Source organism: Paenibacillus sp. AGC31 (assembly GCF_057334655.1).
In genome coordinates, this window is record NZ_JBHFJH010000046.1 from 1 (window position 1) to 26,414 (window position 26,414).

Sequence of the window (26,414 nt, forward strand, 5' to 3'; positions counted from 1 at the left end):
ATCGTAGTTCTCCCGTTGGCTCAGCGCTTCTCCTTTACTAGATTTGGATACCGCTTTTTTAAATAATCCACCTGTGCTTGAAGGTAGTCACGTTCTTCTTCTACACTGCTAAAGGCAGTACGGGGACGTCCTTTCATTGGATTCGGAACATTGTTTTTTCGCTCATCGAACGCTTCCCCGTTTTTCCACTTTTTCACCCACACCTTCAGTTGTGAACAGTTTCGAATTCCTTCGCGTTCAGCTACCACTTTATAACTTGAAGACCCTTCGACATAGGATCTAACCGCATTCAATTTAAATTCTTCGGTATACGTCTGAAATGTTTGTCCTTTTTTTGCCATAAAAATATCCCCTCCAAGTGTCACTTGAACCCTCATGATAACATGAAGGCTTTTTCAAGTGTCTACTTAAAGGGGATAATACCATTTCCTTGTTTGAAGGAAAGGGGCTTTTTATCATGACATAAAGAATAATGGCTATCTTATTTATCCAATGTATACAATGGCAGATCCACTGGCAATGCAGCTGGTCGCTGGCACGAGCTTTTCATCTGGTAGAACGTCTGCTCATCTGATGAATCGTGGAATGCCCACATGGCTTCAAGGACATGGTAGGCCAGTTCCCCGCTCGCCCGGTGTGCACGTCCACTATGGGCTGCATAGGCCATATCTGCTACACCAATGCCGCGTGTATTTTCCTGATATCCTGGGAGAAGCGGAACTTCGGTCCATTCATGTTCACCCAGCAAGCGGTAACGAACCGGACCACCAAAGGTGTTGGGGTCAGGTACCTGCAGTGTACCGTGCGTGCCATATATCTCAATCGGTGGCAATGCACTTCCGCCAAATACGTCAAAACTTGTAATCAGTGTGCCAATGGCCCCCTGTTCAAACTGTAACAGACCGGTAACATGAGTAGGAATTTCGACGGGAACCGTCTGGCCCCTCTTTTTCTCACTCGTAATCGTCCGTTCTTCCATGGCTTTACCTGTCATACCTGCGATCGACTTGATCGGGCCCATCAGTTGGACCAATGCAGTAAGATAGTAGGGACCCATGTCAAACATTGGCCCACCGCCTGATGCGTAATAAAACTCCGGATCGGGGTGCCAGTGCTCATGACCACGGCTCATCATAAATGCGGTCGCCGCCACCGGCTTGCCGATAACCCCTTCTTCCACCAATTGAAGTGAAGTCTGGATGCCTGAACCAAAGAACGTTTCTGGTGCACAACCCACGAGCAGTCCCTTACGCTTCGCTGTTTCGAGCACGGCCTGCCCTTCTTCACGGGTAACAGCGAGCGGTTTTTCTACATAAACATGTTTGCCAGATTCAAGCGCCCGCAAGCATACATCCGCATGAACGGAAGGAATCGTCAGGTTGATGATCAACTCAATCTCGGGATCAGCCAAAATTTCGTCGACGCTGTATACGTTAGGCACGTTATAGGCTGCTGCCTGCTCCTCGGCACGTTTCCGGTCGAGATCCGCAACAGCAACAAGTTCCAGCACCTCAAACCGGTGACAGTTTTCCATATAAATACCGCTGATTTTACCGCAGCCAATAATGCCTACTTTCATTGTTTTCATACCTGGGGCTCCCTTCGCCGTGGATCAGAAATGGTTTATCCATTGAGGATGAATGGTTAACACTGAAGTTACGTTTGCAAACAATCTCATTAGTTCTGGTTGTCCGCCATACCTGTGTACACTTCTGTTGATGCACTTACTCGACTCTTGGCAAGCTCTTTGCCTGCTGCTGTCCATTTGAATCCACTGCGCATCATTTCAGTCACGGGTTTCATGTCTACAATGTCTGCATGGTGTCCCAGTGAGTTGTAGAATACCCGTCCTGCGCCCCAGCGTTTCGTCCAGACAACAGGCATATCTACAGGACCATTCGCCGCATGCGGACCAGCCACCACTGGGAAACGAGTGGTTGCCAGCACTTCCACTGCCGGGTCTACGTGCAGGTAGTACTGTTCACTTTTCACCTGAAAATCTTCAATATGATCCAATAACGGGCTGGAACCACGCTTCATGTTTACCATATACTCCACACCATCATTGCCTGGATGAGCAACCCATTGTCCACCCGTCATAAACTGCCAGTCCACGTTATTTCGGAAGGCATCACACATGCCACCATGAATACCAGCCAAGCCCACACCGCTCTGAACAGCCGCTGATACGTTATTGACCAGCTCCTGCTCAATCTGTCCCATTGTCCACAAAGGCACGATCAAATCCAGACCCAGAAGCTTCTCTGCTTCCGCATAAGACTCCAACGTATTCGAGACTTCAACCTCAAACTGTTCTTCCTTCAAAATACGTTCAAAAATCGCTGCTACCTGCTCCGGTTCATGTCCATCCCAGCCGCCCCATACAATCAGTGCTTTACTCATCGTTTATTCACTCGCTTTCGCCTAGTTTAGTTGTGTTCAACCCTATTCCTGACGTCACTGCCTTGCTTGCTCACATCTCTTCAAGCGTCACCCAACGCCGTTCTGTTACCGAACGTTCTACCGCTTCCAGTACAGCCTGACAGGCGACCCCGTCGTGGAAACTCGGTGATGGTTGTCGTCCTTCAGAGATCGCTGTCACCAGCTCCAGCATTTCATGTGTGAACGTGTGCTCGAATCCAATCGTATGTCCGGCAGGCCACCAGGCTTCGGAATATTTGTGTGCCGGATCAGTCGCCAGTACACGGCGGAATCCCTGTACGTCCTCTTCATCCTTTGTGAAATACACTTCCAGTTCATTCATACGCTCAAAATCAAATCGTACGCTACCGAGACTGCCGTTAATCTCAAACGAGTTCGTACTACGATGCCCCGCTGCAAAGCGTGTAGCCTCGAAGCTGCCCAGTGCACCTCCTGCAAATCGTGCCAGGAATAGTGTGGCATCATCAACAGTTACTTCTCCCATCGGTGCATCTGCATTGGAACTGCCCTTGGCACTTAGTCCGGTCATCTCAGATGCAAGGGGTCGTTCTTTGATAAAGGTTTCGCTCATGCCGATGACTTCCTGAAACTCACCAACGAGGAAACGCGCCAGATCGATTAAGTGCGCACCCAGATCCCCATGGGAACCAGAACCAGCCACTTCTTTTTGCAAACGCCATACCAATGGGAACGAAGGGTCCATAATCCAGTCCTGAAGGAAAAACGCACGGAAATGATAGATCTTACCCAGTCGTCCGCTCTCCACCAGATCTTTGGCTAACTGTACTGCTGGTGAGAAACGATAGTTGAACCCCACCATATGGGCGACGCCAGCATCCTCTGCTGCTTGAAGCATCTCACGCGAATCTGCGAGCGACAGGGCCAGTGGTTTCTCACAGAACAGATGCTTGCCCTGACGAGCCGCTTCCAAAGCTATTTCCTTATGGGCATCACTTGGCGCGTTAATATCAATCAGATCGATATCATCCCGCTTCACCAGTTCGCGCCAATCCGTTACACTTTCGGACCAACCGAACTGGCTCGCCGCCTCTTGAACTCCCTGCTCGTTACGTCCACAGATCACAGACATCTCAGGTTGCAACGGAGCAGACGGGAAAAACATCGGCAGACTGCGATAGGCATTACTGTGGGCCTTCCCCATAAACTTGTATCCAACCATTCCGACACGAAGACGATTTGACATGATCATTTCCTCCTTTGGAATAATAAAAAGTCTTTCAATATGTGTACCAATAAACTATTGACGGATAGAAGAAGCACGGATAATCAGTTCGGTAGGCAACAACGCTCTCACAGATTTGGGTACCGCTACAACAGAGTTATTCGCTTCATGTGTATCACCCACAGACCCATGCATAAGCTTCGATACTGCAAGTTCACCCATCTCAAAAAATGGAACCCTGACGCTGCTCAGCGGCGGAACCGCCATCTCGGCGGCATCGGAGTCGTCATAACCCACAAATGCCGGAAAATCCGCAGGCCCTATTCCCCGCTCACGCAAACCATGCATGACCCCAATTGCCATCCGGTCATTGGCCGCAAATACAGCATCAATCTCATGTAGGCGATCTGCTACAATCGCTGCCGCCTCAGTGCCGCTTCGTCTACTATAATTCCCCTCAAGCAATAGACTCGGGTCCAGCTCCATACCTGCTTCTTGCAGGCCAAGACAGACACCTTCCATTCGCTCCTGGCTGTTGGAATAGCTGTCCGGACCATTGAGAAAAGCGATTTTGCGATACCCCTGATCCGTAAGATGACGTATGGCAATCCTGCTTCCTTCCACATGATCCGCATCCACTTCCGTGAACGATTGCCCCTCAAAATGCTGATTCATGACACAAAATGGGTGTCCTTCCCGGTGAAGCTGCTGCATGGCAGCCAGTTCTTCAGGATCATCTCTGGCACCAAGGATAATGCAGGCATCCACTTTCTGACGCCGGAACAGATCTGTATAATTCATCACTTCACCGGGTGTTCGGAACATAACCAACAGGTCCATGCCATTGTCTCTGGCTTTGCTCCCAATCCCACTCAGCATTTCCGAGAAAAAATACGCCGAGAACAGATGCGCCTTCGGAACATAAGGTAATACCACGCCAAGATTCCCGCTTTTACTTCTGGCAAAACTGCGAGCAAGAGCGCTGGGCACATAGCCTAACTGTTCGGAAGCTTCAAGAACCTTGCGGCGTGTCTCTTCTTTAATAGGACCTACCCCATTCAGCACCCGGGAGACCGTCGCCTCGGAAACACCCGCAAAATCAGCCACTTCTTTACGAGATGCCATGAATTCCACCCCCTTCTATATAAGTTGAACTAAAGACTATTTGCACTGACACTACGATGACAGAACAACCTTCCAATCGCTGTTATCCCCAGATTTTTCGATTCCTTTTTTCTAAAGGGGAAAATCCGGGGATAGCGTATGCTTCCGATGCAGCTTTCTTTCAGAAAGCTTTTAGGCGAACGCTTTGCTTTTTCAGGTTTTTTCTGTCCTCTCCGTTATCGTGCAAATGATTAGTTCAACATATATAGCTCATCATTAAATCATAAAATGGTTAAAAATCGATATTTATGTACGCGCGTACATTTTCTCATGCCATGTAACCGTTGTCAATGCTTTTAACACAAAAAAATAATGAGGGTTTGGGTTAATCCAAGCCCTCATTATTATCTTGCCAGAGATGGTATTTTCATTGAATTCGAGCACCTGTAATCTTAGGGGTTCAAGTTACTTATCAAAAACACTAGAACGATTACAGTTGCTTTTATTTGTTCAATTATATGGAGTACAGCTCACAACGTCGTTGTAACGCCAAGATCAACGGAGGATTGGCTGAACTCAGCCTGCTCCTTTGTTTTCGCATGACTCGGAATGCGATCCGAGGGTTCTGGCGTGGATTGGAGCTGTCTTACTTTGTGCAGTACTTCTTTGTTCGGCAGGAAGTGTTGGGAACGAATAAACCGAATTGTTTTGGTTTTGGCACGCATAACAATCGAATCCGTCTCGGCGCGATCATCCGCAAGATACCGTACCCCTCCCAAGATCTCACCTGGCGTCACACCTGTTGCGGCAAAAATAACATCCTCCGTGCCGATCATATCCTGCATCGTTAACACTTTGTAAGGATTATCAATTCCCATCTGCAAGCAGCGCTGGAATTCGTCTGCGTTGGCAGGCATCAGACGACCTTGAATCTCACCCCCAAGGCAAGATAGCGCTGCGGCAGCCAGCACACCTTCTGGCGCTCCTCCAGATCCGACATACAGATCAATGCCCGCCTCCGGGAATGCAGGTGCCATTGCACCCGCAACATCACCGTCACTGAGGAACTTAATTCTCACGCCAACCTTGCGTAGCGTCTTGATGGTGCTCTCATGTCGTACACGATCCAGAATCATCACAGTGAGGTCCGAGATGTTTTTGTTTAATGCGGCAGCGGCTTTCTCCAGTGTAACTTCAACCGGGTCTTCAATGCTGACCTTGCCTACAAGCGCAGGCCCTACCGCCAATTTCTCCATATACATGTCCGGTGCGTGGAGCAGGTTACCTTTTCCCGCCACTGCAATAACCGATAGAGCGTTGTTTAGTCCTTTGGCCACGATTTCTGTACCTTCGAGCGGGTCTACAGCCACGTCAACCTCAGGCCCCTCAGCGTTGCCCACTTCCTCGCCGATGTACAACATGGGTGCTTCATCCATTTCTCCTTCACCGATTACCACCGTGCCGCGAATGGACACGGAATCGAACATGGCGCGCATGGCCAAAGTAGCCGCTTCATCTGCACTGTTCTTGTCGCCTCGTCCCATCCAGGGTGCTGAGGCTAACGCAGCCAATTCTGTTACTCTGACAATTTCCAACGCCAGTTCGCGTTCCATTTTTCCCACTTCCTTTCCAATTTCCAAAAGCATAACGTGAAAGCGGTACTAAATCCATCGCAAATCCATATGAAATTGATCTATAGTCGGCGTAGTAGCGCCTTTTTAACGATATATACCTTATTTATCCAATTAATATATGGATCGAATTCGCTCCTTTTTTCGGCTGGTTTTAAGAGTTCAATCCTCCTGATTTCTCACTTGAAATATTAATTTTATTTTCCATTTTCCGCTCAAAAACAAAATAATTCAACATGGTGGATTAACACGTCCGTTTCGTGCGTAAAAAGTTCTTTTAACATGAGGTATATACAACTTATGTACTGATTATTAAGAACGTAACGCTATCTAACAGACTACGAACGAAAACGATTTTCGGCTGACTGTCCAAACGTAGAAATAAACTAATACATTGTATTGATGATCCTTGAGATCAGCCTATTACTTTCACGATTATTGAGCAAAATATTACTACTAATTATGTATTAATCAGGCCTTTAACTTTTGCTAAAGCCATAGATGCAGCTTATGAAGGTCATCGAAAATAATAAGTTTACATAATATTTATTATGTATTAAAATTCATCGATTTCTTCATTTTATGATTCAACAGTTCTGGCAAAACATAAAAAAGCCCGAAAGAATTCTGCTCAATAGCATTTTTCTCCCAAGCTTTTCCCTCGATGATCCAGTTACAATATCTTTTTGGTCATTATCAAATCAATCTGTTCCTCATCTCCCATGTAAAAAGCATGGGCTCCTGTCTGTACAAACCCCATCTTCTCATAAAATGCGATGGCATTTTCATTTTTCTCCCACACGCCTAACCAAATATTCGTTTTGTGATGCTCTGTTGCCATCTCTATGGCTTTAAGGAGCAGTACCTTACCCAGCCCATGTTTTTGGAACTCTTTCTTGATGTATACCCGCTCGATCTCAAGGGATTCCTCCCCCATCTTCTCAGATTGAGCATCATTGATATTCACCTTCATATAACCAGCAACTTGATTGTCGACATAAATAAAAAGAAATTGTGAATCCGCCATGGATAGCTCACTCTCTAATTGTTCCCGATTAAACGCCTTGTTCAGATAAGCATTCATATTTTCAGGCGAATTCTGCGCTTTAAACGTTTCATTAAACGTCTCATAACTAATCTCCTGCAGTTCACACACCTGTTCGATGGTACATATCCCTATACGAATCTTCATCTATAATCACATTCCTTTATCAAGTTAATCATTTGTTGCAAATGCAATAAAAAAGTATTACATTGAATTTAACTCAATTTTGTTGTATTTGCAACATATTATAAAAGAAGAGGTTGAATGAATTGAAATATGTTCTTTTTGTCGCAGGTATTCTAATCTTAACGCTTGGTATTTCCCTTACCATTCAATCCGAACTGGGTACTTCACCGTTTGACGCACTGCTGGTAGGGTTGTCACAACATGTAGGCCTAAGTGTAGGGAGCTGGGAAGTCATCCTTGCTTTCCTGTTAATCGGATGTAATTCGCTGTTGAAGCAGCAAAAACCCGAGTTTTTGGGGCTCGTCACCGCATTCATTACTGGCGTGGGGATTGATATCTGGCTTTATGTATCTGATTTCTTGATTACGCCCGAAGTTTGGTACACCAAATTGATGACTTTTGTCATTGGTTTAGTGATCATCAGTATCGGTACAGCAATCTATTTGCAGACTAACTTCGCACCCATTCCGATTGACCGCTTAACATTAATCCTGCATGAACTCACTCGAACTCCTTTATTTATATCAAGAACATTCATTTACCTTGTATTTTTGATTCTGGCGTTTCTGCTCAGTGGACCGATCGGGCTTGGAACGTTGTTAACCGTATGTTTTGCGGGTCTACTTCTTCAGTTCATCATGGGCCATACGAAAAAGATAATAGATCACATATTAAGAGACATGGATACATCGTCGAGCACTTAGCATGAGAAAGAACATTCGATCTAATGAGTGTACACCGCCTACAAAATAAAAAGCTGGATCAGAGGTTTCAACCCTGATCCAGCTCACTAAACGTTCTTTCTACCTTTTACGGCTCAATTCCCCATACCAGCTGGCCGTTCACATAACCGGTAACCTTATCATGGTTTGCGAACTGACTACCGGATGCCTTGAACGAGTAATCGTTAGTCTGTGTGTAATTCGTCCAATTGTTCTTGGAAAAACGTGCTTGAACCTCTGCGCTCTGGCCTGCATTCAGTGATCCCGCTGCACTTGTAAAGCCCACTTCAAGATAATGATCCGCTCCGGCAACTGGAGTCGCCAGTTTAACGAAATTGCTCGTTACATTCGCACTGCCCATACTGGCCCAGTCGGACCAGAAACTCTGAGCTTCCTCCCCGTCAATGGTATAGTAATACCGGAGTTTTACATCACTCAACGGAATAGCCGAATTGCCTGAGTTGATCAATTTGAACTTGGGTGAGACGCCGTTGGTGGATGCACTTGTATTGCCGTTAAAAGATTGAATCGTCAAATCCCCCGCTGGCACAGTAACCGTGCTATCTACGACGTTCACCGTTAGCACAGCGTCATTTCCTCCATTGAAGTGAAAGGTCAATACGTTCTGGCCCAGGGGAAGCGTCGCAAGGTAGGAATGGTTCAGAACAACAGCAGAGCTGGACGCTGTATAATTCTGACCTGATATAATCGTAGCATTCCCCTTCGTGATGCTTGTAAGCTGACGGCCATTTAGGGTGAGAGATACGTTAATATCCTGTGACGGAGTCGTCGCTTTATCAAATGTTGCATTCACAGGAGAAATCACAGCATTTGTACCCGGTGTTGAATCCACAATTTTGACTTTTAACACAGGGTCCTGACCTTGATTAAAATCCAAAACAATCGAATGCTCACCAACTGGCAGTGTCGCCAGATAAGCTTTTTTCAGCAGCAATGTGCTTCCGTTCAAAATATAGTCTGTCGTTGCGGTCAACGCATTGTTGCCTGCCCGGAGAGCAGTCAGCGTATGACCGTTTGCATTCACAGTTACGGTTTTATCGCTTTGATTGGGTGTGTATTTGTCAAATTCAACGTTTCCAGGTGTAATGGATGCACTGGGGTTGGGATTGTTAACCTTTAGATTTGGCAGCTCATCCAACGTAATGACATAATCACTTTGATAAAGCGTTTTCAATGTTGCCGGGTAATTAAAAGCAGAACTCATCAGATGCTCGCCATACCAAGGGCAGAAGTACAGCCATCCTGATTTCTCCTCTGTCAGATTTTTCACACTTGGGATCGTATCGTTCTCCGTCATGGCTACCATTTTCGTACCATTCGTCAACTCAACAAGCTTATAGAAAATCGAGGTAATTGCATCCTCATTCGGCACGCCAGACAAACCGTCATAACGGTTGTAGATCGTATTGTATTTGTCGTATCCCACCAGATCTACCTGATCATCTCCCGGATACCAGGCAGGAGAAGTGCTGTATACGTAGCTGTTGTAGGTCCAGATCAGATTATGCAAACCATACGTCTCGGTCAATTCAGTATATAGCAGATCCCATAGCTCTTTGTACACTTCTGCACCTGCCGAAGCCCACCAGAACCATGCCCCTTCCCCGTTCAGCCCGCCGTTGCCTTCTGCTTCATGATACGGACGGAAAAGCACTGGCACGTTGTTGTCCTGCAAAATTAGCAGTTGTTCTGCCAGATCCTCGATGGTCATCATCACGTATTGATACTCTTTGGTACCGGGAATTACCGCATTTGCTGTATTAAAATTCGTTTCTGTTGGCTTGTAGGTCGCCTCTTTCCAATCCACAAAGTCCCCAAGCTCATACGTATTGAAATTACGAGGTACATTGATATGCCAGGAAGCTGTTGCAATACCTTCACGGTTATTCACCCAATCAATCATACGATCGGTTGTACCGTCCTCCCAACCATACAACGGATTATAGTTCATCAGATCAAAGCCACGGATTGCAGGATACTTTCCGGTCAGATCATGAATCCACTCGAATTCAAGCTCTGTATCTCCGTCATTCCCTCCTCCATAGATCTCTTGCTGACCAGAAATAATGTTGTTTCCGTATACCTCCGTTAAATAATTCATCAAAATTTGAGTTTCCGGTGTAGCTTCAGGATCAGTGAGAACTGGTTGTACATTCAAAGGGTCCAAATCCGCATGATCCACTGTAAAAGTATCAAAATACGCGAAGCCCCAGCCAGCCTTCAGCTCAATCGTGTTGGCACCCTGATTCAACTTGTGAAAGCCAAAATCGAAGTCTGACCATGTTGTCGTGTAAGGCAGCATATACGCCCCTTTCGTAACACCATTCACGATTAAATTTTGTGACCTGCCATCTGCACTAAGCTCCTGCATATATCGTGTGGAGATTGCGTACATGCCGGTTTCCGGGACAGTCACTGTGAAGGTTAATGTGCCAGAGTTCTGCATCCAGACAAATCCGGCCCCTGAGAATCCGGGCTTGGGTTGCCCATAGATTGAAGTAACCACTTGAAGATCCGGGGTGAGCTGCGCATCTTCGCTTTCGATGGTGAACAATGGTGTGTCTGCATGAACGGGCGCTGTCATTAATCCAAGCAGTAGGGCCAATGCCAGCATCATTGCGGTTGCCTTTTTGAGCAAATTTTTCATCAATTCCATCTTCCTTCCCAAGTGAAATATGATAATGAAATGTCAATGAACCCATTCATGATGGCGCTTTCATTTTAAACATAGCACGCACACCAATATTTGTAAATATATGGTGAATAAGAATGTTTGAAATTCTTTTGTACCAGTACTTTGAACGCCATTTGTCCATCGTTCCACCAATATTGAAGACAATTCGAAAACGGTTCATTATCTAACCAGTTTCGGGCCTAAACTTCGTCTCCCGTTTGATGAATGTACTTGGCAGAAAACCTACAAAAACAAAAAAAGCATTCCTGGATCGGATGCTTTTTCAAAGTGCGTTTCTTCAATTCATCTTTTTTTATGTCTACGTCCTGCGTTCCGACTCAACTAACGGATTCCTCGGGAGATGTTTCCTTTATCACACAGCGTTCCCCTGCCTTGCGTACCGCCCGAATAATGCCACCGTAACCGGTACAACGACACAGATTCCCGCACAATCCCGTTTCAATCTGTTCTTGAGAAGGCTCAGGATGTGCATCCAGTAATGCCTTGGTTGAGATCACCATGCCCGGAGTACAATAGCCGCACTGAAAACCACCTTCCTCTACAAATGCCTGTTGAATTGGATGCAGAGTGCCTTTCTCCTCGCCGTGCAGACCTTCAATCGTCATAATGTCACTGCCTTCACATTGATAAGCCATGACAAGACAGGAATTCACAGGCTCTCCATTCATCAGAACCATACATGCGCCGCAGCGACCAACTTCGCAGGATACTTTGGTACCCGTTAGCTGCAAATGAGTCCGAAGCACATCGACAAGTCGGGTCGTTTGTGCAATCTCCAGATGTTTCTGCTCGCCATTCACCACGGCTGTCCAGTGATTATCAATTGGCTTACTCATGATGGACTCACTCCTTCCTGCAAAGGTACATTTAAAGGTCTGACCAGTTGTTCCCTCGGTACAGGCAGACGGTTAACCCATACGCCTGTTGCCTGATGAATTGCAGCTGTTATGGCTGGCGCAAGCGCAACGGAGCCAATCTCTCCGATCCCCCTAGGCCCAAACGCATCACCTTCTGGCAAGTCTTCAATTGCCTCAACCTCCAGATTGGTATGAATATCCTGAATGGTTGGGATCAGATACGTGTCGAGGTTGGTGGTTACATAACGGCTGTCCTGCATGACCGCATCCTCGGTTAACGTGAATCCAAGCGCCATGACACTGCCGCCTTCAATCTGTCCGATATAGCCCATAGGGTTGATAACCGGGCCTGCCGCAACAACATGGCGCGTATCAAGAAGCTTGGTTTCTCCGGTCAAAGTATTTACTTCCACCTCTGCCGCAACCGCCGCATACGTATACAGATAATGCCCGCCTACCACATTGTCCGGCGTAGTTGGGTAATCGAACTTTGTATCGAAAATCCATTCATCGGGCTCGCCCTGCATGACAAGCTCCGCATACGAAACCACAGCACATGAGCGAACTCCTTCTTTTGCTGCAGAATCGAACCCAGCTTCAGAATCTTGATCTACTCCCTTCAGCGCCTGCATTTCCTCCTTCTCGCTCGTTCCTGCCCCTTGCCCAGCTGTTTCCACTTCAGGAGTTTCACCAGGAAGCTGGTCTTTACGCCATACACCGCCAGGTCCTGTCACCAGTTGCTCCGCCGGAATGCCCGACATTTCAGACGCGACAGTGAGAACACGGGAACGAAATGGAGTCTGCAAGCGTTGAAGAGCCATCCATGCCATCGTTGTTGAACGTGAAGCTGTGCTTGATCCGCTGTGTGGCACACGATCCGTATCTCCGATGATGATACTGAGATCCGATGTACTGCATTGAAACAGATCACATAACATAATTTCCAGCGTTGCAATAAGCCCCTGACCAAATTCCTCGTAGCTGAACGCCACCTCAATCTTACCTTCGTTGTTCAGGGACAGGCGGCCTCCCGCAGGATCTGGAATGCCATAACCCAGCCCTGCACCATGCATGGCGATGGCTGCTCCGACTCCGCGTTTGATCCACGGCGGCAAAGCAGGATCTGCCGGGGGACTCTGATGTTTTTGCCACAGTTCAGAGCGATCCAATGCCTCCCATACTTGGGACAGTCCATCCGTAACCAGAATGCGTTGATTCAGTGGTCCGGGATCATTTTTTTCCCTCATATTACGTCTGCGGAACTCCCAAGGGCCCATGTTCATGATTGCTGCAAGCCGATCCATCTGGCCTTCCATGGCAAAAATCGCCTGATTCCCGCCAAATCCGCGAAACTCACCTGACAGCCCGTTATTCGTATAGACAGACACACCTTCCACATCCACATTTGGAATGGCATAGGGTCCAAGGCAATGCTCGGTACAGAAGTTCAGCACCGGTGCGCCAAGTGTGGCGTAGGCTCCCGTATCTGCTGTAATGCGGACACGGTGCGCCTGTATGATGCCTTCTCGACTCATGCCCGTCTGCATTTCAATTTTCATCGGATGCCGCTTCAGCCCCGCACGGACGGATTCTTTGCGTGAATTATGCATTTTCACAGGACGACCGCATCTCAAGGCCAGCAATGCACCATAAGGCTGTACGTTTAGTTCATCTTTTCCGCCAAATGAACCACCAATCGGTGAAGACACCACCCGGATATCTTCTTCAGGACAGCCAATAATGCGCGCAAGCTGCATCCGGTCTTTATAGCCATGTTGCGTTGCCGCGTACACATTCAGCCGCCCCTCTTCAACCGGGACAAACAGGCCACCTTCTGTCTCCATGTACGCATGCATCTGACGAGGCGTATAATACGTCTCTGTCACGATATGATCACACGTGGCAAAAGCTTGCTCGGCGTCTCCACGTTTGATCTCCGTGCGATGCAGCACATTACCTGGACCATGCTCATGCAGCTCTGGTGCACCGGGAGCCAATGCAGCATCTGTACTATCCAGCGGCGTGAGTTCTTCATACACTACCCGGATCGCGTCCAGTGCAAACGCCGCACGTTCCGGAGAATCCGCAGCAACCGCTGCAATGGCGTCACCGACATAACGCACAATATCCTCACAGAACACAGGCTGGTCCGGGGTCGCAATGCCAAAACGATTCAGACCAGGCACATCTTTGGAGGTCAGAACCGCATAGACACCTTCCAACGCCTCAGCTTCCGAAGAATCTATAGACAGAATGCGAGCATGAGGATATTCACTTCGCAATACTCTGCCATGAATCATGTCAGGTAGCGTCATATCCGTCAGATATTGAAGCTGGCCTGTTACTTTGGGCGCCCCATCTGGCCGCAGGTGCCAACGTTTCCCGCTCTGTTTCCGGTTCAGCAGCATGATCCCTCTCCCCCTTTGTGTGATCGAAGTCTTCTATTCGTGAAGTGCCTCCCATAGCCCAGCACCAAGCATATTGCCTGCGGTCTGTTTGCGATATTGTTCTGTTGCAAATGCATCATCATACGTTGTAAACTCATCAGCCACAGCAGCTGAAAGAGCCGCGGCTTGCATGACAGAAACTTCGTTACCAAGAAGCTGTTGTTCTGACTCCAGAAGTCGCATCGCCATGCCTGAGCCCCCGCCAGCCGCAATCGCAATCTTGGTCCAGCGGTTATCCGAATCAATCTCACCGTATAACGCAACCGTCACCAGCGATGCACTGAACGTCTCCCGTCGACCCAGCTTGCGATAAAAGGAAACTGCTCGTGCAGCAGGTCTGTACTCACCTTCCACATCAAGCATAGAGGACGGTCTCATCGGAATATGAATCGAGATTAATACGTCCCCTGGATTACGGCTGCCATTCCGTCCATCCTGAAGCCAGGAAGACACACTGCGAATCTCTATTCCGTTGTCAGTCAACCAGTGCAGCTCCGCATCATATACAAGCAAAGCAGGCAACGTATCTCCTACTCCGGATACAATATTCCCGCCAATGGTTGCCATATTTCGAATGGAAGGAGCAGCAATTGCATTCACCGCTTCTTGCAGGATCGGCAGTTGATGCAGCAACACTTGTGCAGCACATTCTTTTAATCGGGTCATGGCTCCAATGATCATCTCGTCTCCACGAGTAGATACACCGCTCATTTCAGGAATACGAGCCAGGCTAATCATGTGTTCAGGCGCTGGAACCAAGCCGCCCTCCCACTGGGTTCTTAGCAATGTTCCACCTGCCGTGAAACAACATATACCCTTGAGTCTACTTCTCAACGTTTGCAGTTCTTGCAGATTCTCAGGCTGCCATACCGATGGCATGGCTCCAGAACCGTATGCCGGTGTTACCATCGCTGCACCCCCTTTCTCTCTCTTCCTTGGGCAGGAAATTCAACCGTCTGATCCAGATAATTCTTCAAATCATATGAGAGTTCAGCAGCAACGTCAATTACCTTTACATCGTTTTGGATAAAAGTATAAAACCTGCGTTCTATTTGTGCTTGATGCATGATGATCTATCGAAAGCTAACACAAACTCTCTTTCACCATACGTGAAAAGAAGACAAACAGGCCAACCAGACTGCCTGGCTGACCTGATCATGTTATTAAATTATACATAGTTAATAATCTTCTCCTGTTATTTAGTCTGTCTGCTGCGATTCATATACATGACTCAGAATGCGTTCCAATTCCGGTTCTGTATCCGCATCCCAGAAACTAGTCTCAGACAGTGGTACATGTACACCTGAATAATTAGCGCTGCGCATAATCTTGCGTGCCCCTTCATCTCCATGTAGAGACAACAGAGGCCCGAACATATGGGAGCGAAAAGCAACAGGCGGCTTGCCTCCCTCACCATCGGTAGCTGCGACATAGTCACATAACTTGTGGGTAGCCAGTGCTCTGGTCACCCGATTGATATCCTGTGCTTGTAATAAAGGCTGATCGCCCAGTAACATGAGAATGCCCTCCGGTTTGTACTCCATGGCCGACAACACGCCAGAATGAAGAGAATTGGCCATGCCGCAGGCATAGTCAGCACAGACCACAATTCGAAGTCTTGCTGTAGGATGATAGGCATACGCGGCAGAATCAAACCATTTTACAGGTAGCCATGCCAATGAATCTTCCGGTTTGACCACACAGATCACTTGATCCAACTCGGAATTCAGCGCAGCTTCCAGGGACCAGCCAGCCAGGGACCTCCCGTCTGGCATGACAACCGCGAGTTTATCCCGACCAAGACGACGACTCTTACCTGCTGCCAGAACTATGCCCGTCATTCGCATGTGCAACGCTCCCCTTCTGAACCTCAGAACTCAAGGAAGAGACCTTCTGTTTACATGCGATCAATTCCGCTGCAATGCTGATGGCGATCTGTTCGGGCCCATCTGCTCCGATGCTCAATCCAACGGGAGAATGCACATATTTCAACGGCGGTAAGCCATCCAGCAGACGGGCAGTTCGTGTTTTGGAACCCATGATGCCAAGATACGCGTACTCACAGTCCACTAACATCTCTAACAGTTCACGTTCGCGGGGGAAATTGTGACTCATCAAAATCAAATAATCCCCTTTGTTCACGTCTAACAGAGGCATGATCTCACGCGGGAATCCCATTACCAGTTCAGCTTCAGGGAACCTTTCCGAGGTGCATAAGGACTCTCGCCAATCGGCTACTACAACACGGAATCCTGCAGACCCGGCGAGGCTGGCAACAGGAATAACATCATTCCCGGCTCCGACGATAATCAGGCGAGGCTTAGGCGTGTACAGCGACGTGAGTTGTTGCGGAAGGTCCCAGGGATTCGTTGAACCCCCGTCATTTGTCGGTATTTCAGCATCAGTATCAGAGATATGTTGTGAATCACCGGATAGATGGGAAGAATGAGATTCGTTTGACGTAGCAGTTACCATTTCAGGCACAAGCGTAAGGCGAGGTATGTCGGGAGAATATTGTTTTGATGTCGTATGTTCATGCTTGATATTACCACTACTGTACTGTTCATCAATCTGCAATGAAGCTGGATTATTGTTCGTCACGCGATCATGAGGAGGGACGAGCGAAGGACGCAAGACTGGCTGGCGCCGGGTACCCGTTGGTTCAATCCGTGTCCATCCATATTGAACCCTTGTGTAATCATCTTGGAACGTTCGGGTTAACGCTGTTGCAGCCCCGGATTGCAAACACTCTTGCATCTTCTGCAACGTATATCGGAGTTCACCACACACAGGTTCAAGCAACACAACAACGAGTCCGCCGCAGCCAATCGTCTCCCCCCAGGACAGATCATCTTCGGGACGCATGTCATACTCCGCGAATTCCATCTGGTTTGTATCCAGCACACGGCTCACCCGGGCCTGAAGATCACTCTCCAGACATCCCGGACTGATACTGCCAATCATTTTGCCATCCTCGGTCAACAGCATAGAGACTCCCTGCTTACGGTAAGCATGACCCTCTACCTTGATCGCCGTTGCGAGCACACAGCGCGTTTCACGGGCTGCAATTGCACACAGATCATGCATTTCCATATCGGTCTCCATCCTTTCTGGAATTGCATAAACTTCCTTCGATCAGATACGCTTCATCAATCTCGCAATGCTTTTATCCGACTCACGCAGCACAATGCCACGATCAATCGTCTGAATCTTACGATTCTTGAGCACTATACTTCCGTCAATAATAACGGTATCCACACAGCTACGTGTTGCGGAGTACACTACGCGGGAATAGACATCCGTCTCATAGGAAGGGTACGTGTGGAAATCATCCAGATCCAGCAGCAGCATATCTGCCTTTTTGCCCACTTCAAGACTGCCAATTTCCTTCGACAAGCCAAGCACCTCTGCACCGCCCATGGTAGCCATACGCAATACGGTCCGGGCATCCATCACCGTTGGACCATGAGGAATCTTCTGCATCAGGGCTGTGAGGCGCATCTCCTGAAACATATCCAGATTGTTGTTGCATGCGGCACCATCGGCCCCAATCCCAACGGCGATCTGACGATTCAGCAGATCCGGAATATCGGCTACCCCGGAGGAAAGTTTCATATTCGATCCAGGGCAGTGGGTGACTTTGACTCCGCGCTTGCGGATGATCTCTTTCTCTTCTTCACTCAGCCATACACAGTGTGCCAGCACCAATCTGGGGGTCGCCAGACCGATATGATCGAGGTATACGATGTTACGCATTCCGCGTTCGTGTTCGACCAGTTCAATCTCTCCGCGATTCTCGGAGGCATGGGTGTGGACTTTGACATGATATTTATTGGACAGGTCGCGCACTTCTATCAACAATTCCTCGGTACACGATACAACGAAACGTGGACAGAAAGCATATTGAATGCGTCCTCCGCCAAACCCGTTCCATTTCTCCAGCAGATCCACACTCTGTTGCAGCGAAGTCGCTGTATCCTCACGCAGGGGTTCCGGAACTTCGTCTCCATGATCCATCATCACCTTGCCGGAGATGACCCGGATGCCGCTCTGTGCCATCGCCTGAAACGCCGAGTCCGTGTGATGTACCGTCTCCATATCCAGAATGGTCGTCGTTCCGCTGGAGATTAATTCGCCAAGTCCAAGCATTGCCGAATAATAGACGGACTCCTCATCATGCGCTGCTTCCAGCGGCCAGATGCGTTGACGGAGCCAATCCATCAGTTCCAGATCATCCGCACGTCCACGGAACAAGGTCTGACACAGATGAATATGCGTCTGGATGAAACCTGGCAACAGCACTTTGCCACGAGCATCAATGACCTGGTCAGCTTGCACGTCTATGTGAGCTGCAATCTCCTTGATTTTGTTATCCTCGATCAACAGATCTCCGATGAACACTTCCTCTTCTGCATTCATCGTCACAAGCTGTGCACCTTTCAGCAGGATCGTTCCCATGCCAATCTCCCCTATCTGTGTCTGTCTATAGTATTCATGTAGCTGTTACCATCCAATAGCCATACCGTCGCCTCTAGGGTCTGCTGCGCCACTAATCATGCCGTCCTCACGAATGACAATGCCTTGCGACTGTCCCATAATACCGTCCCACGGGGCTCTTGCTTCAACGTTATGTCCCCACTGGGCAAGGGTTGCACATACGTCATCATGATATCGGTTCTCCACACGCATCGTATCGCCTTCTTCGCCCCAGGTACGTCCGTACACCCAACGCGGCAGGCTAATCGCTTCCTGAATGTTCAGCCCATAATCAAGCACTCCGGTAAGCACCGATAATTGTGTTTGCGGCTGGCCTTCTCCCCCCTGTGTACCCACGAGCATATAAGGTTTGCCATCTCGTGTAACAAGGCCCGGCATAAGGGTATGGAATGAGCGTTTGTTCGGTTCCAGTACATTGGCATCTCTCGGATCTAAGGAGAAAAAAGATCCCCGGTTCTGCATGATAACCCCCGTATCCCCTGGAACATAGGCTGCACCGAAGTCAAAATACAGGCTTTGAATGAACGAAACGGCATTGCCTTCGCTATCGACAACCGCTGCATATGCTGTGTCCTGACCTATTGTTTTGGACAAAAACGGTTGTGCTACAGGTGGAGCAGACTGAATCTCATTCCACAATTGGTCTCCGTAACTCTTGGATAATAGAAGATCCAGCGGAATGTCCCTGAAATCCGGGTCCGTCAGATAACGGTCACGATCCCGAAACGCCTTTTTCACCACTTCCGCCATCAGATGATAGAATTCAGGTGAGGTACGTGCTACAGAGGACAGATCGGTATGCTCCAGCATATTTAACATCATCAGCATCGAGAATCCCTGCGAGTTGGGCGGCATCTGATGAACTTCATAGCCACGATACTCCGTGCTAACGGGTTTCACCCACTCGCCCCGATGCCCTGCAAAGTCTGCTGGTGCAAGCATGCCCCCATCCTCACGAATAGCCGAAGTCAGACGATTCGCGAGTTCTCCTGTATAAAAAGTATCTCGACCTTCCGTCTGAATCAGACGAATGGAGGCAGCAAGATCAGGCTGGATCAGCAGCTCACCTTCCTGCAAAAGTGTACCCAAAGGCGCAAATACCGCTCGCAGCGGTGTATGCCCCATAATGAAATCTTCATCCCTTTCCATCCACAGGCGGAGATTCCGGGATACAGGGCATCCTTTTTCTGCATACTGCACCGCAGGTTCAAGCAACTGCTCCCACGGTAACTTACCGTACCGGGACCAGACTTCCCACCAGGCATCCACCATTCCCGGAACCGTGATGGCACTAAGTACACCACGCTGAGGGATGGCATTCATGCCCATCGCTTTGAACGTATCCGCATGAATGCCTGCGGCTGAGCGGCCACTTCCGTTATAGGCGGTAATCTCACCGCTGGCTCCGTCATGAATCAGGAAGAAGGCATCCCCGCCAAGTCCGGTCATATGCGGATATACCACACCCAGAGCTGCACTGACCGCAACAGCAGCATCATAAGCATTCCCGCCCTGCTGGAGGATGGAGCTTCCCACTGCACTCGCCAGATAATGAGGAGTAGTAACCATGACCTCCCTGGAGATTGGCATCTGATTTAACATAAGGCGCCCTCCTTCCCTGCATACACATCCAATGCGGCCTGCACCGCTTCACCGGCTGGTAATACGTGACGATGACGTAATAGAACAGCTTCCAGCGCTCCGAGCACATGAAGTACGTTTTTGCGTTGGCAGCTGAATCCCATTGTACCGATCCGCCAGATTTGTCCTTTCAACGGTCCAAATGAACTGGCAATCTCAATACCAAAATCGTTCAGCAACATGCTGCGCACCGACTCACCATCAATCCCCTCCGGAATCGTGATACAAGTGACCACCGGAAGTTTGCTTGACATATCCCCGTACAGTTGCAGTCCCATTCCTTGAATTCCAGCGACCAACGCACGTTCATTTACCAGATGTCTCTGGAACCTGGCCTCCAATCCTTCTTGCAGCAGAATGCGTAATCCTTCGTGAAGACCGTAGAGCATGGAGGTAGCCTCCGTATGATGGTTCAACCGTGCCGAACTCCAGTAATCCTGCAATTGGCTCAGGTCAAAATAATTACTGGCAATCGTGCGGCCTTCTGCCCGCGCACTGGTTGCATCCCGCAGTCCTCGTTCAACTGTTTTGCGGCTCATCAGTTTCTGCTCCACACGACTGTTATACGTGAGAGGTGCCATTCCTGAAGGAACGGACAGGCATTTCTGCGTGCCACCCATCACCGCATCCAGATGCCAGGCATCCGTCTCCACGGGTGTCCCGCCAATGGTTGCCACAGCATCTACAACGAGTAAAATATCAAGCTCGCGACAGGCTTTGCCAATCTCGGCAAGGGGCTGCATCTGACCGGTGGAAGTCTCACCGTGAACCATCGCAACCAGACTCGGTTTATGGGTATGAATAGCCTTGATCACTTCTTCTGGATCAAATACCGTTCCCCATTCCGTTTCAAAAAAAACAACCTCGGCACCACAGCGTTCCGAGATTTCAACCAGCAAATGTCCAAATCGTCCGTAGATCGGGACGAGAACTTTGTCACCGGGCTGAATCAGACTGACCAACACAGCTTCAATCCCTGAACGGGATGTACCATCGACTGGATAACACCACTCGTTATCTGTCATATATAACTCTCGTAGCATCGCCATTGTCTCGTTCATCAAAGATGTGAATTCCGGGTCAAACTGCCCTAGGATCGGAAAGGATAATGCTCTAAGTACACGTGGATCAACCTCAACGGGGCCCGGGGTCATAATGGTCCGCAAGGACGGAGATAACTCTTTATAGTTGGACATCTGCATTCAACTCCCGTAACCGTATTTATAGAGTAGCCGGACCAGAACCCGAAAACCGTGCATCAGGTCTGCTTCAGCTGTATATTCAAGTGGATTATGACTAATACCGTCCTGGCTCGGCACAAAGATCATGGCCGTTGGACAAACCGGCTGGAAAATCTGCGAATCATGTCCGGCGCCGCTTGGCATTGGCCAATAGGATAATTGCTCCTGCTCACAGATATCTTGAATGTCCGAGATCATCTCTGCATTCATAGGAATGGGCGTCACCGACAGATGTTCTTCCCAGTCCAGTCCAAGCTGCTGCTCGGCTGCAATCCGACTAAAAGCTTGAAGCATATCCTGCCAGCAATGATCAATACTCTCCTGCCGGATATGGCGGATATCCAGTGAAAACACCGCCCGGGCTGCAACCACGTTCCCAACACCCGGATCAGCTGTGATTCGTCCGACCGTGGCTACGAGCGGTTCACCTGCATCCAATGCAATACTCCTTACCGCAGTAATCATCTCGGCTGCTCCGGCAAGTGCGTCCTTGCGCCAGGACATCGGCGTCGTCCCCGCGTGATTTGCTTCTCCGCTGACGGTAATACTGAATCTCTTCTGACCTACGATATCGGATACAACACCAATCGAATGTCCAAGACGTTCCAGAACCTGACCTTGCTCAATGTGAAGCTCAATAAAGGCACCGTAATTTTTCGCGGCAGGTCTATATGCACTATCGGGTCCAAAACCCGCATCCCGGATCGCTTGTGTAAAGGTACCGCCGTCTTGATCCTTCAAATGTTCTACGTCTTCCAGAGCCGTTATGCATGTTATACTGCGCGAACCCCAATACGCAAAAGGGAATCGACTTCCTTCTTCTTCGCATAACGATACCACTTGAAGTGTGCGCTTCGGTGCTCCGAAATGCTTCTGCAAATACTCCAATGCCAGGACTCCCGCCACCACACCGTAAGCACCATCATATTTACCGCCGTGCACCACAGTATCAATATGTGATCCGGTCACAATCGGTAATGCTTCTGCACCAGTTGTTGATTCCTTGCCCTCGCCCTTCAATGTCCCATATAGATTACCAGACTGGTCAAACTCGGGAGACAGTCCTTTCTCCTGCATCTTGGCTGCAAGGGCACCCTGTGCTTCACACCAAGCCGAGTCATACAACAGTCGTGTAACGCCACCCTGTGCATCCGCACCATATGTCGACAGCCAGTCAAGCATGGCTTGCAGCTCCACCTGTTCTACATTTGGCAAAGGAATAGGCGGATTATTCGTACCGCATGACCGGTATACTCCAGACTCTGTCATGGCGCCTCCTCCGTTCCCACCTCGATGGGACTTGAGGAGTAGGCTACGATGTGCCGCCCGATAGGTTCAGGAGATAATCCGCATTCCGAGTTATATACCTTCTGCCCACGGCAGAACACGTCTGTAATGCAACAGTTAAATGTACGTCCCACATAAGGGCTCTGTTTATGCGTGTAGAGCAGATCCTCCGTGTTCAGGGTTGTGCTCTTCTCCCAGTCAATCAGGACCAGATCTGCATCCTTGCCAATCGCAATCTCTCCTTTGCTCTCCAGACCAAGCCTTCTGGCAGGTTGCAAGGAGAGCACTCTTCCGAGCAACGGGAGGTCGATATTACGCTGAAGATGTCCATCCTCCAGCATGATTAGCAGTGTGCTTTGCGCCCCGGATATACCGCCCCAGATTTCGAAGAAGTTATCAGATTGTTTCATGGATGGCGGACATGGAGAATGGTCAGAGGCAATAACATCAATCAATCCCGAAGTCAGTGCATCCCATAACTGCTCCTGCTCGCAAGAGCTGCGAAGCGGTGGAGCACATTTCGCTACAGCACCTAATCGGACCACATCCTGATCGGTCAGCGTCAGATAATGAGGGCATGTCTCCGAAGTGACATCCTGCCCACGCCGTTTTGCTTCTGTAATCAGATCCAGTGCTTCCCGGGTGCTAATATGCACAAAATGCAGCGCACAACCGGTCAGTTCACCATACTTCAACGCCCGGGCAACCGCGACGACTTCAGCTTCCACAGGACGGGATCGGATATAATCCATCGGTTCAGTCTTTCCCTCCGCAATGCTTCTCGCAGCGAGTTCGGCAACGATGCCTTCGTCCTCTGCATGAAGTGCCAGCACACGGTTTAATTTGGCAAGCTCATGCATTCCGTCCAGCAATGTATGGTCATCGGCTCTGGCAAAGAGGTCTTCCCCATCTCCACCCGGCTCAGACATAAATGCCTTGAACCCGGCAGCACCCAACCCTGCCAGTGGAGCAAGTTCGCCACGATTGCCGGGAACCAAACCTCCCCAGAACGCATAATCAACATAAGATTGGTCTGCAGCTGCTTTCTTTTTCATCTCCCATGCTTCCGGCCTCGTGGTTGGTGGTACGCCGTTAAGTGGCATATCGACATAGGTTGTGATTCCCCCTGCGGCAAGGGCTGCCGAACCCGATCGAAATCCCTCCCAACTGGCGAGTCCAGGTTCATTGAAATGCACATGAATGTCCACCACGCCCGGCATAGCCGTAAGGCCATCAGCTTCAATGATCCGAGTCGTTTCGCCAGCGGCGAGCTGCGTGGATATAGCTGTTATTTTCTCACCAGTAATGCCGATATCCAGTTCTTCTACGCGATCTTTCAGCACCACCCGGGCCCCCCGAATGATGGTATCAAATGTTGTCATGTGGATGACCCTCCCCTGAATCAGAACCGGATGTGTGCATATTCAGCTTCCCCGGTATGTACTGTAACCTCCTGGAGCAATCAATAACGGAATATGGTAATGGCTTGATGCATCAGATACGGCAAAACGAATTGGAACGACCGTCCACAGTGCCTGCCCCAACTCTTCCAACGAACGCTGTGCGTAATAACTCTCGACATGGAATTGAAGCTCATATATCGCTTGCTCCAACTTGCCTCCATCCAGCAGCGGCGCATCCAAACGCCCATCCGCATTTGTTACCGACTCAGCCACTTTTATCTTGATTTCCTGCTCTCCATCCCTCTTCAGGATATACAGTTCGATCCGAACACCCGCAGCAGGGACGCCTTTGGATGTATCCAGCACATGTGTTGTAATTCGTCCACCAGATATCGACATCAGACGTCACCTTCTTTCCCGGCGTTACGGCCGTCTGTTCCCAGATCATCCCTTGTCATCGAGAAACCCTGGAATCCATATGGTGGTCTCGGCTCGGTAAATACTTTGCCTTCTCCCTCTTTTACTTCCTCCAGCACCGTCTCCCAGGTCCGATTGTTGGATTCAAATGAAACCTCACTTAACTGCTCAAATCGAATTAACAATCTTCGTCCAATCTGATAGATCAGATGTTGAATAGAAGCGGATCGACACTCATGAAATACAGCAGCAGCCAAATCTCTGACTTGTTCCGCCGCTACATACCGTCCACGCTGATCGTCCATGCCATCTCTCGGATCTTCATAACGCCAATTGATGTTCAGGAAAATAAATAACGGTCGATCCCTTGTCTCTGGAAGAGTGGTATATTCATCCTGCATAAATCCGGCAAATTCACTGCCTTTGACCTTGATCAGTCTCAGATCGGCTACACCACTGAAATGGTTGCTGAGTTCAATCGAGTCTCCTGTTCGTTCTGCTTCCACGGCAGCTGTGGCACGATCGTTCTGCGAATAACGAAATACGAGCGCACTCGGCCGATAGCTTCCTTCCAATCCAATCGGTATATCTTCAAAAGGAATCTGGTCCGCTGTCATCTGAACCTTGCTCATCTGCGGATACGTCTCCAGGAAACGCCGACTTACCAGCGCAAGAAATCCTTCCACCGTCGCCCCTGTGTAGTCCGCTGCATGTTTAAGAATGAAATTTTTCATCGAATCGGTTGCGACCACCAGCGAATTATCCCCTTCTGCAAAAGAAGGCAAGAATTCATCGCCCTGCACAGCCACCTTGATATTCAATCCAAACAGAATATTACTGCGTCCCATGAACGGAGATTCCGGGATCGACTGTATGCCCGTCAACGGTTTGGCGTAGGAACGATACATCCACACATCCCCTTTGCCGTAATACATGGTCCGCTGCTGCACTGCGGCTGGTTTGCTCACGAACTCATGTTCATGACCGATCTGTGCGAGCCACTGCTCCAAGCGAATGCCCGCAATCTTGAATACTTCCTTCAAGGCAGTCTCGAATTCTTCTTCCTTGCCTCGGCAATGACGTTGCCGCATGGATTCGAGGATGGAGCTTGCGGTATGGCCTTTTACGGCTAATATGAATGGAAAGCCAAATTGGCTTGTATATGCTTTGTTTAATTGTTGAAGTTCGTTGTATTGCTCTTGTGAGAGGGAATCAAGTCCTGCACCAGCCTGCTCCTGAACGGAGTTGCTGCTCATGCTGATTCGTGCTCCAAGATCCGGATGATTTCGAAGCAACTGCAACTTCACCTGGTCATCCGATGCCTGAACCACACTCGTCATCGCATGCATCATCTGTTCAAATGAATCGAAAGGTCGTGAAAGCCCGGAACGCTCAGCTACCCACGGTGATTCTTCAAATAAGCCGCCAAACGTATGCACGAATTGTATGATAGACCAGTTGTTAACAAGTTTAATTAAGTCGCTCATGTTAGAACCTCCGGTCTGTTGTGGATTATTGTTCTTCATTCTAAGTGTCGTTCAATGTCGCGACAACAATATTTACGCAATTTTGTAATATAACATAACATCAGAGTT

The 26,414-nt window shown here is 48.9% G+C and carries 21 protein-coding genes; 1 reads left to right on the forward strand and 20 read right to left on the reverse strand.

Annotation, left to right across the window (positions count from 1 at the left end):
• Positions 1-20 precede the first annotated feature (20 nt).
• From ACE04G_RS27195 to paiA, 7 genes are all read right to left on the reverse strand, one after another.
• Positions 21-341, reverse strand: a complete 321-nt coding sequence (locus ACE04G_RS27195; RefSeq protein WP_373865008.1) for a transposase — start codon at positions 339-341, stop codon at positions 21-23.
• A gap of 140 nt (positions 342-481) precedes the next feature.
• Positions 482-1,588, reverse strand: coding sequence for a Gfo/Idh/MocA family protein (locus tag ACE04G_RS27200; protein ID WP_047843312.1), 1,107 nt, complete (start codon positions 1,586-1,588; stop codon positions 482-484).
• Between the two features lie 89 nt (positions 1,589-1,677).
• The gene (locus ACE04G_RS27205; RefSeq protein ID WP_449005449.1) at positions 1,678-2,403 is read right to left on the reverse strand and encodes a ThuA domain-containing protein; all 726 of its coding nucleotides are present in this window, start codon (positions 2,401-2,403) and stop codon (positions 1,678-1,680) included.
• Positions 2,404-2,473: 70 nt separating this feature from the next.
• Entirely contained in the window at positions 2,474-3,646 is a 1,173-nt protein-coding gene (locus ACE04G_RS27210) for a Gfo/Idh/MocA family protein (RefSeq protein WP_169479161.1), read from the reverse strand.
• A 54-nt stretch (positions 3,647-3,700) separates the two neighbouring features.
• Complete coding sequence (locus ACE04G_RS27215; RefSeq protein ID WP_449005450.1) at positions 3,701-4,750, reverse strand: LacI family DNA-binding transcriptional regulator; 1,050 nt, start codon at positions 4,748-4,750, stop codon at positions 3,701-3,703.
• A gap of 509 nt (positions 4,751-5,259) precedes the next feature.
• Positions 5,260-6,342: a class II fructose-bisphosphatase gene (gene glpX / locus ACE04G_RS27220; RefSeq protein WP_076217229.1), complete on the reverse strand. Its 1,083-nt coding sequence runs from the start codon at positions 6,340-6,342 to the stop codon at positions 5,260-5,262.
• Between the two features lie 691 nt (positions 6,343-7,033).
• Positions 7,034-7,552 carry a spermidine/spermine N(1)-acetyltransferase gene (paiA, locus tag ACE04G_RS27225; RefSeq protein ID WP_221821542.1) on the reverse strand — a complete coding sequence of 173 codons (519 nt, stop codon included), beginning with the start codon at positions 7,550-7,552 and terminating at the stop codon, positions 7,034-7,036.
• A 122-nt stretch (positions 7,553-7,674) separates the two neighbouring features.
• On the opposite strand from paiA, the gene ACE04G_RS27230 reads away from it, so the two are divergent.
• Entirely contained in the window at positions 7,675-8,295 is a 621-nt protein-coding gene (locus ACE04G_RS27230) for a YczE/YyaS/YitT family protein (protein ID WP_221821543.1), read from the forward strand.
• A gap of 106 nt (positions 8,296-8,401) precedes the next feature.
• Here ACE04G_RS27230 and ACE04G_RS27235 read toward each other — a convergent pair whose 3' ends face one another.
• The 13 genes from ACE04G_RS27235 to pucL form a co-directional block, all read right to left on the reverse strand.
• On the reverse strand, positions 8,402-10,981 hold the full coding sequence (locus ACE04G_RS27235; RefSeq protein ID WP_449005451.1) for a glycosyl hydrolase: 2,580 nt from the start codon (positions 10,979-10,981) through the stop codon (positions 8,402-8,404).
• A gap of 365 nt (positions 10,982-11,346) precedes the next feature.
• Positions 11,347-11,865 carry a (2Fe-2S)-binding protein gene (locus tag ACE04G_RS27240; RefSeq protein ID WP_221821545.1) on the reverse strand — a complete coding sequence of 173 codons (519 nt, stop codon included), beginning with the start codon at positions 11,863-11,865 and terminating at the stop codon, positions 11,347-11,349.
• Positions 11,862-14,294, reverse strand: a complete 2,433-nt coding sequence (locus ACE04G_RS27245; protein ID WP_449005452.1) for a molybdopterin cofactor-binding domain-containing protein — start codon at positions 14,292-14,294, stop codon at positions 11,862-11,864. Before ACE04G_RS27245 ends, ACE04G_RS27240 begins: the two co-directional genes overlap by 4 nt.
• A 33-nt stretch (positions 14,295-14,327) precedes the next feature.
• Positions 14,328-15,242 (reverse strand): FAD binding domain-containing protein, encoded by a 915-nt coding sequence (locus ACE04G_RS27250; RefSeq protein ID WP_449005453.1) that lies wholly within the window; start codon positions 15,240-15,242, stop codon positions 14,328-14,330.
• A gap of 290 nt (positions 15,243-15,532) precedes the next feature.
• The gene (locus ACE04G_RS27255) at positions 15,533-16,180 is read right to left on the reverse strand and encodes a nucleotidyltransferase family protein (RefSeq protein ID WP_221821550.1); all 648 of its coding nucleotides are present in this window, start codon (positions 16,178-16,180) and stop codon (positions 15,533-15,535) included.
• Positions 16,146-17,426, reverse strand: a complete 1,281-nt coding sequence (locus ACE04G_RS27260; RefSeq protein WP_486095209.1) for an XdhC family protein — start codon at positions 17,424-17,426, stop codon at positions 16,146-16,148. Before ACE04G_RS27260 ends, ACE04G_RS27255 begins: the two co-directional genes overlap by 35 nt.
• A gap of 42 nt (positions 17,427-17,468) precedes the next feature.
• Positions 17,469-18,791 (reverse strand): 5'-deoxyadenosine deaminase, encoded by a 1,323-nt coding sequence (locus ACE04G_RS27265; RefSeq protein WP_091029542.1) that lies wholly within the window; start codon positions 18,789-18,791, stop codon positions 17,469-17,471.
• Between the two features lie 45 nt (positions 18,792-18,836).
• Complete coding sequence (gene ggt, locus ACE04G_RS27270) at positions 18,837-20,432, reverse strand: gamma-glutamyltransferase (protein WP_449005455.1); 1,596 nt, start codon at positions 20,430-20,432, stop codon at positions 18,837-18,839.
• Complete coding sequence (locus ACE04G_RS27275) at positions 20,426-21,667, reverse strand: pyridoxal-phosphate-dependent aminotransferase family protein (RefSeq protein WP_449005456.1); 1,242 nt, start codon at positions 21,665-21,667, stop codon at positions 20,426-20,428. Before ACE04G_RS27275 ends, ggt begins: the two co-directional genes overlap by 7 nt.
• A gap of 6 nt (positions 21,668-21,673) precedes the next feature.
• Positions 21,674-22,981: a Zn-dependent hydrolase gene (locus ACE04G_RS27280; RefSeq protein ID WP_449005457.1), complete on the reverse strand. Its 1,308-nt coding sequence runs from the start codon at positions 22,979-22,981 to the stop codon at positions 21,674-21,676.
• Positions 22,978-24,381 carry an allantoinase AllB gene (gene allB / locus ACE04G_RS27285; protein ID WP_449005458.1) on the reverse strand — a complete coding sequence of 468 codons (1,404 nt, stop codon included), beginning with the start codon at positions 24,379-24,381 and terminating at the stop codon, positions 22,978-22,980. The genes ACE04G_RS27280 and allB overlap by 4 nt, the downstream gene beginning before the upstream one ends.
• Positions 24,382-24,423: 42 nt before the next feature.
• Positions 24,424-24,801: a hydroxyisourate hydrolase gene (gene uraH, locus ACE04G_RS27290; protein ID WP_336758501.1), complete on the reverse strand. Its 378-nt coding sequence runs from the start codon at positions 24,799-24,801 to the stop codon at positions 24,424-24,426.
• Positions 24,801-26,306 carry a factor-independent urate hydroxylase gene (gene pucL / locus ACE04G_RS27295; RefSeq protein WP_449005459.1) on the reverse strand — a complete coding sequence of 502 codons (1,506 nt, stop codon included), beginning with the start codon at positions 26,304-26,306 and terminating at the stop codon, positions 24,801-24,803. The genes uraH and pucL overlap by 1 nt, the downstream gene beginning before the upstream one ends.
• Positions 26,307-26,414: the final 108 nt, after the last annotated feature.